At 48.9% G+C, this 14,406-nt stretch carries 19 protein-coding genes; 9 read left to right on the top strand and 10 right to left on the bottom strand.

What is annotated here, in order from left to right; genetic code table 11:
- The first annotated feature begins 52 nt into the window (after positions 1 to 52).
- From NKF26_RS12015 to NKF26_RS11995, 5 genes are all read left to right on the top strand, one after another.
- Positions 53 to 466: a hypothetical protein gene (locus NKF26_RS12015; RefSeq protein ID WP_253234361.1), complete on the top strand. Its 414-nt coding sequence runs from the start codon at positions 53 to 55 to the stop codon at positions 464 to 466.
- Between the two features lie 164 nt (positions 467 to 630).
- Positions 631 to 1,029 (top strand): hypothetical protein, encoded by a 399-nt coding sequence (locus tag NKF26_RS12010; RefSeq protein ID WP_253234360.1) that lies wholly within the window; start codon positions 631 to 633, stop codon positions 1,027 to 1,029.
- Positions 1,026 to 1,424: a hypothetical protein gene (locus NKF26_RS12005; protein WP_253234359.1), complete on the top strand. Its 399-nt coding sequence runs from the start codon at positions 1,026 to 1,028 to the stop codon at positions 1,422 to 1,424. The genes NKF26_RS12010 and NKF26_RS12005 overlap by 4 nt, the downstream gene beginning before the upstream one ends.
- Positions 1,414 to 1,809, top strand: a complete 396-nt coding sequence (locus tag NKF26_RS12000) for a hypothetical protein (protein WP_253234358.1) — start codon at positions 1,414 to 1,416, stop codon at positions 1,807 to 1,809. Before NKF26_RS12005 ends, NKF26_RS12000 begins: the two co-directional genes overlap by 11 nt.
- On the top strand, positions 1,806 to 2,618 hold the full coding sequence (locus NKF26_RS11995) for a hypothetical protein (RefSeq protein ID WP_253234357.1): 813 nt from the start codon (positions 1,806 to 1,808) through the stop codon (positions 2,616 to 2,618). Before NKF26_RS12000 ends, NKF26_RS11995 begins: the two co-directional genes overlap by 4 nt.
- 12 nt (positions 2,619 to 2,630) lie before the next feature.
- On the opposite strand, the gene NKF26_RS11990 is transcribed toward NKF26_RS11995, so the two are convergent.
- From NKF26_RS11990 to NKF26_RS11975, 4 genes are all read right to left on the bottom strand, one after another.
- The gene (locus tag NKF26_RS11990) at positions 2,631 to 3,527 is read right to left on the bottom strand and encodes a hypothetical protein (protein ID WP_253234356.1); all 897 of its coding nucleotides are present in this window, start codon (positions 3,525 to 3,527) and stop codon (positions 2,631 to 2,633) included.
- On the bottom strand, positions 3,524 to 3,931 hold the full coding sequence (locus NKF26_RS11985; protein ID WP_253234355.1) for a hypothetical protein: 408 nt from the start codon (positions 3,929 to 3,931) through the stop codon (positions 3,524 to 3,526). The genes NKF26_RS11990 and NKF26_RS11985 overlap by 4 nt, the downstream gene beginning before the upstream one ends.
- Before the next feature lie 88 nt (positions 3,932 to 4,019).
- Positions 4,020 to 4,415 (bottom strand): hypothetical protein, encoded by a 396-nt coding sequence (locus tag NKF26_RS11980; RefSeq protein WP_253234354.1) that lies wholly within the window; start codon positions 4,413 to 4,415, stop codon positions 4,020 to 4,022.
- A gap of 53 nt (positions 4,416 to 4,468) precedes the next feature.
- Positions 4,469 to 5,221, bottom strand: a complete 753-nt coding sequence (locus NKF26_RS11975; RefSeq protein ID WP_253234353.1) for a hypothetical protein — start codon at positions 5,219 to 5,221, stop codon at positions 4,469 to 4,471.
- Between the two features lie 519 nt (positions 5,222 to 5,740).
- On the opposite strand from NKF26_RS11975, the gene NKF26_RS11970 reads away from it, so the two are divergent.
- Positions 5,741 to 6,250 (top strand): hypothetical protein, encoded by a 510-nt coding sequence (locus tag NKF26_RS11970; RefSeq protein WP_253234352.1) that lies wholly within the window; start codon positions 5,741 to 5,743, stop codon positions 6,248 to 6,250.
- A 303-nt stretch (positions 6,251 to 6,553) separates the two neighbouring features.
- Here NKF26_RS11970 and NKF26_RS11965 read toward each other — a convergent pair whose 3' ends face one another.
- Entirely contained in the window at positions 6,554 to 7,219 is a 666-nt protein-coding gene (locus NKF26_RS11965; RefSeq protein WP_253234351.1) for a hypothetical protein, read from the bottom strand.
- A 987-nt stretch (positions 7,220 to 8,206) separates the two neighbouring features.
- On the opposite strand from NKF26_RS11965, the gene NKF26_RS11955 reads away from it, so the two are divergent.
- A complete protein-coding gene (locus NKF26_RS11955) occupies positions 8,207 to 8,893 on the top strand; it encodes a helix-turn-helix transcriptional regulator (RefSeq protein ID WP_253234349.1) in 687 nt (228 codons plus the stop codon).
- Between the two features lie 232 nt (positions 8,894 to 9,125).
- On the opposite strand, the gene NKF26_RS11950 is transcribed toward NKF26_RS11955, so the two are convergent.
- On the bottom strand, positions 9,126 to 9,308 hold the full coding sequence (locus NKF26_RS11950; RefSeq protein WP_253234348.1) for a hypothetical protein: 183 nt from the start codon (positions 9,306 to 9,308) through the stop codon (positions 9,126 to 9,128).
- A gap of 41 nt (positions 9,309 to 9,349) precedes the next feature.
- On the opposite strand from NKF26_RS11950, the gene NKF26_RS11945 reads away from it, so the two are divergent.
- Together NKF26_RS11945 and NKF26_RS11940 are read left to right on the top strand one after the other, a co-directional pair.
- On the top strand, positions 9,350 to 9,946 hold the full coding sequence (locus tag NKF26_RS11945) for a J domain-containing protein (protein ID WP_253234347.1): 597 nt from the start codon (positions 9,350 to 9,352) through the stop codon (positions 9,944 to 9,946).
- The gene (locus tag NKF26_RS11940; RefSeq protein ID WP_253234346.1) at positions 9,939 to 10,976 is read left to right on the top strand and encodes a phage integrase SAM-like domain-containing protein; all 1,038 of its coding nucleotides are present in this window, start codon (positions 9,939 to 9,941) and stop codon (positions 10,974 to 10,976) included. The genes NKF26_RS11945 and NKF26_RS11940 overlap by 8 nt, the downstream gene beginning before the upstream one ends.
- A 1,279-nt stretch (positions 10,977 to 12,255) precedes the next feature.
- On the opposite strand, the gene NKF26_RS11935 is transcribed toward NKF26_RS11940, so the two are convergent.
- The 4 genes from NKF26_RS11935 to NKF26_RS11920 form a co-directional block, all read right to left on the bottom strand.
- On the bottom strand, positions 12,256 to 12,462 hold the full coding sequence (locus tag NKF26_RS11935; protein ID WP_253227956.1) for a hypothetical protein: 207 nt from the start codon (positions 12,460 to 12,462) through the stop codon (positions 12,256 to 12,258).
- Positions 12,463 to 12,706: 244 nt separating this feature from the next.
- Entirely contained in the window at positions 12,707 to 13,279 is a 573-nt protein-coding gene (locus NKF26_RS11930; RefSeq protein ID WP_066142641.1) for a metal-dependent hydrolase, read from the bottom strand.
- Between the two features lie 223 nt (positions 13,280 to 13,502).
- Entirely contained in the window at positions 13,503 to 13,814 is a 312-nt protein-coding gene (locus NKF26_RS11925) for a HalOD1 output domain-containing protein (RefSeq protein ID WP_253234345.1), read from the bottom strand.
- A 173-nt stretch (positions 13,815 to 13,987) separates the two neighbouring features.
- The gene (locus tag NKF26_RS11920) at positions 13,988 to 14,302 is read right to left on the bottom strand and encodes a HalOD1 output domain-containing protein (RefSeq protein WP_253227958.1); all 315 of its coding nucleotides are present in this window, start codon (positions 14,300 to 14,302) and stop codon (positions 13,988 to 13,990) included.
- Positions 14,303 to 14,406: the final 104 nt, after the last annotated feature.

Genomic DNA, 14,406 nt, shown 5'->3' with positions numbered 1-14,406 from the left:
TTTCTTGTAGAAACAGGTATTTATTTAACATATGATTTCATAACTATCACCAATGTCCACAGATGACGAATCCACTGAGGAAGAGGATCCCTTGGAACGATTGTACGGAGACAGCGATTCTATCGATCGAGAGCGTCTTGCAAGTGCATTAGAGGGAATTATTCAGATTGATAGAGAGAGTGGTGATCCAATCTTTTTAGAAGGATATGATGACTTAGGAGGAAAGGAACAGTTCGCCGCTCAACTACTGTATCGGAGAGCAGTCGTTGCCTTAGGAGATCTTGAGAGCACTGATATGGGTCTTTCAACTGCTGAAATCGAGGAAAACGTGGAAGTCACAAAGAGTGCAATCCACAATTATGCTTCAGATCTTGGCTATGTGGATAATGACGACGAAAAAGGTGGGTACTACATACGTGACTTCGGTATTAACAAAGCAGTAGATCTTGTTTCAGGCGAGGATTGAAAATACGACGAATAGATATCTAATCTTCTACTTGGAACTTGTTTTGCCCTATAGAATTGGATCATCCCGTTCTCATACAAGTCACTTATATACCGAAACACCTTGGAAGAATTTCCATAGGACAAGGAAACTTTATAGTGATATGTCTACAAGTTACCACCAGGATGGCAGAAGAGAAACAAGCAAAATTTGAGGATCTCCTCGTCGACGAAGAGGAAATAAACGAGGATCTCCTCGTCAATACAGTTAGTACGTATACGAAAATCGGGAGCGAAAGTGGTGAATTGGTCCCACAAAAGGCATACCAAGCGCTGACTGCCAAAGAGAAGATTGCGGTTGTGTTATTGGCACAAAAGGCACGGTACGAACTCGAAATGGTTGATGAAGAGTGGCTTTCCCCAACTGAAATCGCTAATCTCAGTGGAATAAAGAGCGGTACAGTCTTCCCCGCTGTGAGAGGCCTAGAAGAGGACAACTATGCACAAAACGATGATGGTAGCTACCGTATTCCTACGGTCAACATAGAAAAAACAAAACAATTTCTGGAGGGGGATGATGAATGAGTAACAGTAATCTACGCGATGAGGTTGATGACCTGAAAGAGCGTGTTAGCACTCTCGAAAAAAGGCTTGAAGGGGGTGAAGGAACTCCAGAGGATTTCGTAGGGCTACGTGAATTCGTGAACAAAACCAACCCAAGTACTCATAATGAACGGGCACTCGTAATTGGCTATCACTTTGATCGCCAGCAGGGGAAAGAGAGTTTTAGTTCCGATGATATCGAAGGAGGCTATCGGACTGCTCGAGAACCACTTCCAGCCAATATTAGTGATGTATTATCCAAATGCGAAAATAAGGGCTGGTTGATGCGTGATGGGAAAGAAGGGCAGGCTCAACTCCGTGTTGTCACTTCTGATGGGCTAAAATACGTAGAGGAAATGTTCGAAGATGAATCTTAAGGAACGAATTGAAGATGAAATGGTAGTCAAGACAGAATCGATACTCGATGAGTACTTCGATACTGCCAAGGAACTGTTCAGAATTTTCGACAATGGTACAGTCGAAATTGCGCCAGCATACAAAGATAGCTCTTGGAAGGAACAATTGGTGATCTATACTATCGGCCATTACTATGCATTTGAAGCCGATCGAGTGGAAAAAGAATCCTTGCCATATGATTATTTCTATTCCAGATTTGATAGAGACAATAGTACAATTAGACGTTACGTAAATGAACTCCAGAAAGATGACCTCGTGAAAAAAGACGAAGAATCTGGCGAGTGGGTACTTGTCCCTCAAAGTCTATCGAATTCACTTAGTCGAATCGAGGGCGTCGATGTATGACTGTTGATACAATTAGAAATCAACTTCTTGAGACGGGGCTCCATGAAGAATCCGTGGACCGCATGCTCGATCACTATGAGGATATGCAATTCCACCTAGGTAACGGAAGTTATGTTGAGGCAGGAGCACATATCGGAAACTTCTGCGAAAATTTAGCCAACGTGATCCGGGCTGAAACAGACGTGGGTATTGACCCGCATATCAGTGTTGGAAATTTCATCGACAATATAACAAATGGTAATTACGACACAAACAGTTTGGAGCGAGAAATTTGGTTACTAATTCCTCGAGCGATGCGTCCAGCATATGCATTGCGAAACCAACGCGACTCTGTTCATGTCAACCTCGAAATTCCAGTTAATCATTCAGATACCCAAACTGCTGTTCGGCTATGTACATGGATGTTAGCAGAGATGGTTCGAGTATACGGGAATGAAGATGACGTTGATGAAATTGCCACTATGATCGATCAGCTAGCTTCCCCTAATACTCCATATATCGACAGCTACAATGGAAAACGGTTGATTATGACCCGTGAATTGGATCCGACAGAGGAAATCTTAGTACATTTGCAAGCACTTGGATCAGAGATTGATGCGGATACCCTGAGTGGATGGATAATGAATGCCGATGCACACTCTGTTAAAAGTAGACTCGGCAATCTCAAACAATCTCGAAAGGTACACTATGAGGATGGTGTTGCCAAAATCACACCGCTCGGTGTTGAAGAAGCGAGAGAAATTATTGAGGAGCACTTCGACTCTGACATTGATGATCTCTCGCGGCGAGATGAGCAATTGGCAGAATAGAACTATGTGTGTCTATGTTTCTTCAGTAAATTGTGACAGATTCCCATCTGGGTTCGTGCTTAATTCCTCGTTCTCCTCATCTTCAAGGTCCAGATTTTTCGTTGAACCTAAACTCTCTTCTGTACCTGTGTAGTCCAATTCTTGTTCGAGCCCTTTCCGTATAGAGAGAATAATATCTCGAATATTCTCAGGATCGTCTGTTCCCTCGACAGTAAGCTGTACATCCAGATTTACGGTTGACTGGCTACTAAACTCGTTAAGTAGCTCATCAAAACCAGTCTCTCCATTTAAATCAACTCTCTGTTGATCAGAATTCTGAGTTGAACCGGGTTCAAGAGGAGTTTCTTCGTCGTTAGTCGATTCATTAAGAATATCTGAAACCGATTCAAAGAACTCATCTGAAATTTCAATCCGAGTAGGCTTACTACCGCGTCCAATTATACGATTACCTAAGTTGGCTGCTTCTAAGGTTAGAAGAAATGTATCTGCAGACCTCCCTGCCTTGTAATCTGATATTTCTATACCCAAGGTTATGCGAAGATGTTTTTCAATCTCGGTACGAGGAATATATTCTTCTTCTTTAACTACTTGATCTTGATTATCCCGTACTGCCTTGAGAAGATCATGATATAATGGGTACTCTTGAATCGCTTCCCGGAAGAGCTCGACAAAATCAGTCGATGAATAACTTATCTGGACACCAGATTGGGTAGTCGAAATACCTTCGTCGATCTCTTGTAGAAATTTTAGTTCAAGACCGAAATGGACCACTTTATTGGAATTAGCAACATCTGTGTTTTCTTTGATTTCTTCTCTCGATTTTGGTTGATCCCTAACAAACTTACAAACTTCTGTGAGATAACCGATGTCGCTGACTTTATACGGTGGATCAGAATACTCTTGTTTCATTCTTTCTCTTCCGTCTCTTGAATGAATTCGATTGCCTCTGCTAAGCCATACGCAGGGATATGGTATCCACCATATTCTCCGTCATTTTCGACGAAGTCGATTGAACCATAGTCTTTAATTGTACTTCCTGTTACTGCCATTCGATCTTCAAATCCACTTGAAGAATCTCCTAAACTCTCATCATCGAGTAAATCTAATGCATGAGCGGCACGACGAGCAAGGAGTCGAGCTACGAACCTTTGCTTATTATTTAGGTTCTGATATCCTGAAAGTGGTGTTGGTTTTCCACTGGCTTCGTCTACTCCAATTATTCCTTTGATCCCGTCAGCGAGGCGTTGGCGATTAATTTCATCTTTATTGACTAGTACCTTTTCTAGGGGATCTTCTCCATCTAATTTGGACATAAAAAGAGACTACCACGTGACACTAAAAAGTTATTGGATAATATTTGAATAAGCTTGTTTATAGATTACCAATTATGTGTTGAAATTGTTATGATTGTTCTGGCATAAAATCACAGGCTCCACCAATCAAATGACCTGGGATATAGTAACCACCGTGTCTATCATCTGATTTTATGAAGCTCAAATCAAGAGCATAGTTTCGGACTGTACTTCCACTCACACCAATTTTCTCTGCAATTTGAGATGATCTCGCGCTTCGTTTTTCTTCTTCTAACTCACCAAGCGCGATACCAGCTCTTCGATAAAGTAAACATGCGACAAACCGCTCTTTCTTTGACAATTCTTCAAATCCAGATAGTGGAATCATTTCTCCAGTTTCTACATCAATCCCTAATATACCACTGAGTGCATTAGCAATCCGCTCTTTATTTATATCCTTTTTATCGACATATAAATCATTCAACTTCGAACTATCCTCTGGCATCTGTCTAAGTGATTCTTTGTGAGTCACCCATATAGTTCTGTAGGGTCAAAACATCATGGGTTATCGGGTGGGATATTAATATCTGTGCTAAGATTTTTGTATGATTTTTCTACCAATTGTTCAATAGTCATATTCTTTTCAAGAACTGATTTACCGTGCCATATCTTTAGCGTCTTGGTTTCTGTATTGATGTATTCATATTTTATCAAAATGGTACATTCTACTTGTTCGGAACCCAGTTCTACTAATTTTGTAGATATTTTTGAAAAAGAGCCACGCTCAATCTCTTTATCAGAAACCAAGTCTATCTCAGGAACGCAAGTACAAGTTATCGATTCGCTCTGGCCTGCTTCTAAGGATCTTGCATAGATGTCTTTCCTACGAAGTGGAGAACTTCCGCCAATATCGCTGATAGAATGTCTGAATTTCGAGATTCTGTCTACTTCTAGTTCAACAAGGAGCGACATATTTTTTGCAATTCCATTACCAAGGTTTACCATTTCAAATTTCACCTTATTAAGGTTGATAGACCACTTTTGGATTTCGATTTTTGGTGTATGATTTGCTTGCATCCATTTTTCTTGTCTTTCCTGTATCGATGTTTGCTCTAGGTATATCAATACTAATACAAATGTCAATAATAGTGACACAGCGGAACTGATGGCCTTAATAGCAGTTGGTAAGTGTATCGGATATGTGTTTATTTTTATTATGTTTATATAGGATTCATACTCTAGAATGGCCCATAGAGCAAAGATAAAGGAAACACAGAGTGTTATTAATAACCAAATCTGTTTCCGATTCATAGTCCGATCAATCCTCGCTAGGATGATATTTGTAATGAGATAATAAACCTGTCTAGACTGATTGGAAGAAATATCTCGGGATAGCAAGAAACAATCGGTTATCCTTTCTCCGATTTGCCTGCACCAACTTCACTAGATCGACAAACCTGGAATCTTTCTGATTCATGTATTACTGTCTTTGCTTTATTCACTCATCCGAGCAAACTGTTCTAGAAGAACAGCCGAATACGTTAAGAAATGTACCGACAACCGTAGTCAATACTCAATTTCTACGTATAGGTACTTACGGAAACGCCGAAGACAACCACAAGGGTTGCTTCGACGCTGAATCAAATGAATCGGTCGTCACCGACCATTGAATTCTGACAACTCCAGAAATATAAATGTTTGCCAACGAAAAGAGCGGCAAGATTGAGAGTACTACTCTTCGAGTTCGTCCTCATCAAACTCATCTCATATTTATGGGCTGTCCAATTTGAATAGTAAAAGATATTCAAAATTACGCACTATCTATATTAGATGGATATAATAAGCATCTTGTCTAGTGTGTTGAGGGAGTCGTGGGCACTGATAGGGACAGCCATTACGGGATTTGTAATCTACGAAAAGAAGGAATATGATCGAATTCAGAATCTACGTCGAGCTTTCTTAGCAGAGCTGAACTCCGTCGATCTTCCAACGAAAATCAAGCTCAATGATGGACGTAAAGTACCACCACCATATTCTGCAAAATTGGTCCCGACAACCATTTACGATACTAATGCCTCAAGAATAGGAAAATTGACATCCGAGGAAGTAGATTCACTAACGGAATATTACTCGAAATCTAAAAATATAAACTACCTTTCAGATGTGATGTTTGATATGGGTCATACTGATTCAGATGCGCCCTTTGAACATCTCAACACTAAAAGAACAACTGCAATAGAGACAGTCGAAAATGCGCTTAACCAGACCTTTGGACAATATTTGATACACAAACTGAATATTCCAATTAGTTATTCAGATAGCTCGAAGAAATCCGTGTAGGATGAGATTTTTGATTGTACTTATGATTCTTCACCCCCTTGTCTTCTAGTTCACTTTCACTCAGTTCGCCAGCAAGATCTGTTCTCCCTGCTTCGAAATGCTGTAAAACGGTTGTGTTCCTTCTTCAGATACAACGAGTAGAGTTCTATTAGTGAGCTCTTTGCATCGTTTTCGTGTGTATCCGTTGCTGTAGCCCATGTTGTGTGCGATATTGCTCGGAGTCAATTCCAAGCCAGACTCTAGCAGTAGCTGTAGAAAGGCAGTGTCTGCTTTTTTCATCCAATCGGCTTGGTCAACCATCGTTTAGTGGAAACAGTTTGTGGAGACTTGCTCATCATCCACGATCTCGGCGTACTCTTCCCAAACAGACCGTGGAGTTACTTTGCCATTGATACGGGCCATAAGTGAATCGAGTGAATATTCTTCGCCTTCACTCTCAACTATCTTTTTAATATGGCTTTCGAAGAGATTCCCTGCATCCTCGTGTATTCCACCTTTTCTGTGCGCTGTATGGCTGCAGTTATCATTCGAACATACCCAGATCCTTTTTGCCGGTCCTGAGCGCGAATATCCAGGACTTCTTCGACTCTGTTGTACTGGTGGCTCGAAAGTATCCTTCTTCAGCGGGGTCTGGCACTCCGGACAAATGGGGTGGAACGGAAGGTCAAAATCTACAATATGACCTTCAGAAATATCCGCGATTCCTTTCCAAGCGATATCATCTTTCTGAATACAACCCTCAATAGAATCTACTCGTTCAGCATCTGGCGTCTCAACAAAGCCTCGGAGAGACCATCCAAGGGTGAAAACAAGAGTAAGTATCCCGCCACGCATCATCCATGGAAGGATAAAGTCGAAGGGAACCCATCCAAGAATATTCTTGAATATCGGCAGGTAGAAGGTAACAATTGCGGGAATAACGGTGAACAATACAGCGAGAATTAGAGATATTTTCTCACCTCGTTTCATTAACAGAAGTTAACCAGTCTAGTATTATGTAATTACTGGTGAAACTCTTTAGGATCGCTTACAATCTGGGTCCTCTAAGCCAACGAATTCCTGCCATATCCAGAGTAGTTCCAAGGACTCCCACTGTCTACAGGATCTTCTACGAATTAGGGAATCTCGTCGAAAGGCTACTCTTCTAGTTCATGTGCATCAAGCTCGCCAGCAAGATACTGACGACCTTTCTCCGTAATCACGTAGTATCCCTCGTTGACCCGATTAACAAGTCCGTTTTCTAGCAATATAGCGACTCGTTTGTTGATGTAGTTTCGAGTATAATCAGTATTGATTGCGATTACAGAGGGGGATAGTATCAGCCCACTATCGGCGAGCGTCTCAAGAATTCGGTCATCACCTTGAGTCATCCAAGACACTCGCGGTCTGCGCATTTTCCGAACGATTTCGAAACACGAGTCATATCTCTACTGATAACACTTAGGTGGGAAACCAAATAATTGACTGTAGAACATCGTATGATGGATTAGATTTATTACCCCTCCCTGATTTGGCAGATAGTAGGAAGCAATTCGCGGACCCGTCGCTGTTGGGTCCACTGTCGAAAGTAAGCGGACCGATGCTGAGGACATCGGGTCCGCGGTAGCTTCCAAAACCACTGCAGGAAGCCATGTACGAAGAAAACTCGCGGGGTCTTGAAAGCCCCGACTGTCAGGACGAATCGACTGTCAACTGCCCCTACTGCGACGAACCGATCCTCGGACTCGTCACGCGCGGGCCATCCGCGCACATTCTTAGCCCGTGCGGCTGTCCGGTCGGCCCGATCACCGCACGCCAGCTCGCCTCAAACACGTCAAAATCGAGAGATGAAACGGCGAATTCGACCGACGGCAGTCCCACTTTCACTTTCACTCCGCTGTCGAAAACCCATTTAATAGGGGGTCCGAGTACACCCGAACCGATGACACAGACGACGATGCAGGAGGGTGACGACTAATGCCAACCGATGTGCTGACTATCGACCAACTCTGCGAAAAGCTCCGAGACGTACAGCAGACGATGCGCGACGACGGTGAGGAGCCGGTTGTTCTCCTTGGCGACATCATGGGCCGGTTCGACGTTGCGACCCCGCACGAACCCAACTACAGCAACATGCGAGTCGGTGACGCCGGATTTTCCCCTGACGTGTTCGCCAACACAATGGACAACGGAGCGCTCACATCTGCAAAAGATGCGTTCCTCCACACCATCATCGTCACTGAGGACGATCTCTCCGAAGTCGGTCTCGATCTACTTCCTGATGATCGGTACAACATCGAGAATGACGATGAAAGTGAGGTAGCCACGGACGGCGGCGTCACGTTCACCGACCTGCACGCGTTCAAGCGCGATCTTCTCTACGCGATCCGCGACCTCGAACGGGACGAACCACCGAAGGGCCTCACCGTGAAGCGCGTGCTGGAGGACGACTACGAGACGGAGATTAACCACTCGCGGCTCTACCAGAACCTCGACCACCTCGTCGAGTCCGGTCTGCTCGACAAAGGCCGGAAGAACGGTCGGACCAACGAGTACCGAACGACCGACGCCACGCGCTGCATGCTCGAAGCGTGGACAAAACGCCGCGTTCAGGAGTGCGGACTCGACGCGTCCGCATTCCCTTCGGGAGGTGAGCAGGCGTGAGCGACCACGAAGGCGACGCCCCCGCGAATGACGTACCGAGAACGGAAGCCGAACTGACGCAGCGTGTCACCCAAAACGGCGAGCTGTTCGCGCGCCCCCAACGCTGGACGTACCCGGATGGTCGTGAGATCCACGTTCTCCCCGATCTCCACAGCCACGGTATCTCGGACATTCTCGTCGCCAAGCGAACCGAGAACGGTTCGACGACGTTCCTCGCGACGAGGGCCGAAATTCACGCCGAAGACGAGATGACCAGCGAGTTCATCGACGTGGAGGAGTCGTGGTTCCACGGATTCCTCGACGACACCTGCTCGTCGCTCCCACACGAGGTGCAATCCGCACACGACATGCTGTTCCACGTCTCGATGATTGGAACGAGATACCGGACGCCGGGAAGGCCAACGCGTTGGGTCACATCATCGACGATTTGGAAATGGCCCGAAGGGAGGTGGCAGAATGACCGGCGCTACGCTCGACTGGCCCGCGACGTTCGAACAAACGAATCCCACCGAGCGAACGCGGAACAATCGCTACGAAGCGTCGCTCCGCACGTCCATCGACGACCTCGAAGCGGAACTCGAACGCGTCGGCGTGGACGACTGGCGGCTTTCGACTGCCGCACGCCATCAGAAACAGAATCCGAAGTACCCCTACGCGGACGCCTCGCCGAACGACCCGAGTGCAGTCGTCCGGTGGACGATGGACGGCGACCAGTACGCGGTCGCTTGCGACGCCTACTCGCGTCTCCGGGATAACGTCCGCACGCTGTACCTCTACCTCCGCGAGAAGCGCAAGATGGAACAGCGCCCCGTCGTGACCGGCGAGAGCGAGTTCGCCAACGCTCGCCTCCCGCCCGCCGACGAATCCGTTGTCGCGGCACCTGACCCGACTGACGAGCCCCACGAAGTGCTCGGTGTAGCGCCGGACGCTCCGGACGCTGTCGTTCAGGGTGCGTTTCGGGAACTCGTGAAGGAACACCACCCCGATCACGGCGGTAGCAAGCGCGAATTCACTCGTCTCATGCGAGCACGGGAGGTGATGCTCGATGACTGACTCAGCCAACCGAAAGCAGCGCGACCTCTCGCCGGTCAAGGCGGCCGAGCGGTTCGTCGCTCGTCGCGAGAACAGAAACAGCTACAAGACGGTTCGAAGCTACCGGAATCGGCTCACCACCTTCGTCAACTGGGCCGACGAGAACGACCTCGGGGTGATGCGAGAAATGGACGGCTGGTGGATCGACGAGTACCAGCGACATTTGGAGTCCCAGGACTACTCGCCCGTGACGGTTCAGGGGAAGATGTCCGCGCTCGACCAACTGCTCCAGTACTGCGTGACCATCGAGGTCGTTGACGAGAACCTCCCGAACAAGCTGGAGGTGCCGAAGCTCACGAAGGAAGAAGAGACGAGCGACAAACTGCTCGAACCCAGCGAAGCTGAGAAGTACCTCTCGTTCTTCCGGAATTCGGTGAAGCACCGCGGAACGATTCAGCACGTCCTGCTGGAACTCATATGGCACGTCGGTGGGCGTATCAGCTGTTTCCGCGCCCTCGACCTCGGCGATTGGGTTCCGGAAGAGCGGAAGTTGATGTTCCGGCATCGGCCACCGACCCGGCTGAAAGGCGAGAAGGACCACGAGCGCAACGTCCTCGTCTCGAAGGAAGTCGCGGACGTGCTGAACTTCTGGATCGAACGCGAACGTCCGAACAAACGTGACGACAACGGACGCACTCCGTTGCTGACCACGAACCACGGTCGAGCGTCGGAGAGTTCGGTTCGCTGTTGGGCGTATCAAGCCACTCAACCGTGTCTCTACACCGGCTGTCCGCACAACAAGCAGCGCGATTCCTGCAAGTTCACGAAACGCCAGTTCTCCAGTCGGTGCCCGTCGAGCCGCGGCCCGCACGCGATTCGAACCGGGAGCATCACGTGGCAACTCAACAGGGGTCTGTCGTACGTCAAGGTCGCGAAGCGTGTCGCCGCATCCCCCGAGACGATCCGGCGATACTACGACAAGCCGGACCTGGAGGACGAGCTCGAACGCCGACGTCCGGACACCGAGAACATGGACATTCTGAGCGAGTGATCACCGATGTGTGACGAAATTTATTCGAAAGGAAAATCGCAAGAGTGCGGTCGGTTCCTCGCCAGAATTGGTGCCCCTCCGACCCCATGCTGTAAAAAAGCCTTACTAAGCTTTTTAGAACCACTAACTACAGGTAAACCCGTTAGCGTTGGGTCTCGTTATTCGGAGGTGACGACCGGATGGTAGTCCGTTTACCGTCCGCAATCCCCTCCGAGCGGACTACCTGCGATTACTGTGACGCCCACGTAACCGCTGACTTCCGCCGAACCTACGGTACCGAAGCAAACCGGGCTTGGAAAGTACCGAGTTAGTGAGTGGCCGAAATTTGCTTCCTTGAGGGCGGTGGGCTGGGTAATCCGCTTCTGATTATAGTGACGCCAAGAGCGAATCAACGATGAAGACGTACAGGATGAGAGTGAGAAACCAGACGCCGAAGACTCCGACAATCCAAGTAGCCCCCTTGTGAAACGGTGATTTATACGAGTGCACTTCTTGAGGCGTCTCGGAAAACCACACGTCACGCTCTTCTGTTCCCTCGGTTACCCAACCAGTCATGAGTAACAATCGAAGACAGAGCAAACCAGCGAGTGGCGTAAGGAGTTGCCCAAGATAGAAGAACGCCTCGGCCAGCATATATCCACAGTAGTTTTTCACGAACAAATAATTTTCACCCATCGAGCAGCTTCTCGATTCCATTGGGGTTGTAGAACGCGACAAACGAATCCGCAAAATTGCATACGTGTTTTCATGGGGAACGGAAAACCAGGGAGTGCGAAGAAGATGAGAGAACGGCTAGTGGTGGACGTGGTGTGAAATAATCCGGGAATACAATTCTCCAAGGTAGCTCGAAATTACCACGTAGGAGAACCCTCACGCATATACGTTACAGGAGAAACAGATGAGTTGATACGATTCAGATGAACCGAGCGATTATGCGGCTTGTCGGTCACGTTTTTGTGTTTGTAGGTGTTCTCGGAACCGGTTTCGCAATCATGGTTGTCGCGATCAACCCAGACAAGTTACTATCCTGGTTTGCTGGCCTCGTGTGCTTCGTCATCTTCATCGTCGGATATCAACTCATCAAGGCCCTCAATACGGTACAGAAGCAAACGTGATGAAGGAACCACAACGGGAAACCCTGGCAGTAGCTCGGATGACGACGATGATCGTAACGAGGTTCCAGAGGACGAAGCCGAGGAAGTAGAACGCGTCGTGGTTACTTTGGGACGTCGAGATGGCCGACGAGCTTTGTGGGGATGGTGTGGGTACAGTGACTGGATTACGATGTCGTCACTTCCTCTCGTCCATATTCTTCGTAAGAATAGTACAAGAATGACACAGCGACTCCCAGTAGAATCGGTGCCCACGACGGCAGACCCGGAAGTGGGAAAAACATCACGAGGAGGAGCGCGACCAACGCAGTGATTATTCCGGTCCCAAGCATATTGACGAGAGTTTTCCACTGGACAAGCGTATCGTCGGTCATTATGTAGCTATTATCTCCATTTCATATGAGCTTTCCGCGAGTATCGGCGATCACGCTCACGGTATCGGCCTCGGCACGGAGTACTCCGACATCGACACCACCGAGACGCAACAGATCGTCAGTCGATTTTTCCACGCCGTCCTCGTCAAGTTCGACACGCTGGGGCAGCGAACCGGAGCGACTCGGGATCGTATCGGCAAAAATCAGTAAAAGACGGGCGTGGGGTCGTCCAAGCGAGTTCCTTCTATCGCCCGACGACTGCCTGTTTTAGCTCCGAAACGACCGGCGCGCCGTCCACGAGCCAGAGGATGAACACGCAGAAGTACGGTGCGAGGTAGATGCCGAGCACCATCAACTGCTGTTTCGCCGTGAGCGATTGAAAGAACGCGCCGATGATGTGGAAGGCGCGGTCGAACAGCGACACCGAGTGGTGATACGGCGGAAGAGTCACCACGGGCCACAACACGCGGTCGAACGGCGACGCGTGGTGTTCCATGAACGCGACGATGATGTCCCCGACGAGGTGCGACCAGTAGCCGACAGCGAACGCGGCACCGATGTCGGCCTTGTCGTAGTACACCCCGAGGGCGATGACGAGCAGGCCGATGGGGATGGCGACGAACACCGAGTGGGCGACGGAGTACCCCTGTGGGAAGAGGTGGAGTCCCCACGAGAGGGGTTTGTCCACGAGGTCCGGTAGTTGCGTTCCGAAGAGGGCGGCGAGCACCGCTTTTCCGGATGGCGGTGCGCGCGTCCACGCACGGTGCCCGAGTGAGTACAGGGCGTACCCGAACGCGGCGTGCCCCCACGGCATCATGGGACGCTCACCACCGAACGGGGACGGTTGCGACCGAGCGGGAGGAATCGGGTCGTTCGTATCGTGTCCCTGTGTGAATATCTCATCACTCAGTCGGTAGTAAGTCGAGGGTTAAAAAATGCGGAGAACTAGCTACACGTTGCCCGAAGTGTTCGATAATCCGTCGAACCGGTCGCTCCGTGGATGGCTGTAATCGCTCGAAACGAAGCCGGGATGGGAACGGTTACTCCTTCACGGCGACTTTGCCCTTCGCGTCGACGGTCACTTCGTAGACGTCGTAGTGGAAGGTGATCGACACGTTATCGCGGGCGTCCCCGTAGCGGCGGGTTCGGAACAGCGCGTCGAGGGCGTCGCAGTTGACGGCGGTGTGGAGCGGTTGCATTCGGCTCGGCTCCTCGTCCATGACGGTAGCGATGGCTCGGACGATACCGGCGCAAGTGTGTCCGTTCGCCATCTCTTTCTCGATGTCGAAGACGTACGTCGAGGACGTTTCCGCTGGGTTGTCGTCACTGACATCCTCTATCTCTATTCCCATCCGTTCATCACTTGGTGAATCGACCACAGGTATACGACTATCCATCAGAGACGAACCAGTGATATAGCTATCGGCGATTTCGATAGTTGACACGACCATCGGCAGTCGTCGGGGAGGATACGGTGAGTATAGAGAGGGGGTGGGTGGAGGTCGCTCACTCGAATAGTCGTCGTTTAGTTGTCTCCCGACGCCGTTTCGGAGGTGGAAGAGAGCGACCCGGAATCCCGGACGCGCTCGATTTCTATTCGACCATCGCTGTGGACCGTTACTCGATGGGGACCGTAGCGAAACTCGACGTTGCCGTCCGCTCGGGAGTCTCCCTGATGGGTCGCAGAAAAGAGGGAATCGAGCGCGTCGGGGTCGATGGTATCGTACAGTACCGGCCTGATTTCGGTCGGCGTCGTGCCTTCGTGCTCGGCAATCGCGTTGATGACTCGGATGCTGAGTCTTTCATCCTCGTTTGGGATTTCTTCGTCGGGAGCGACCATTGTATTCATCGGTACTACATATCCGCGCATAAACATAGCGAAAGAGCGCGTAGAAGACCAGAGATCTGTATTTACCGCTTGTGGCCGGACTGGGTGTCAAATAT

It is taken from the genome of Haladaptatus sp. AB618 (assembly GCF_024136965.1).
Lineage (GTDB): Archaea > Halobacteriota > Halobacteria > Halobacteriales > Haladaptataceae > Haladaptatus.
Note: the sequence above shows the minus strand (reverse complement) of the source record. Positions and strands in the feature narration are given on the sequence as shown.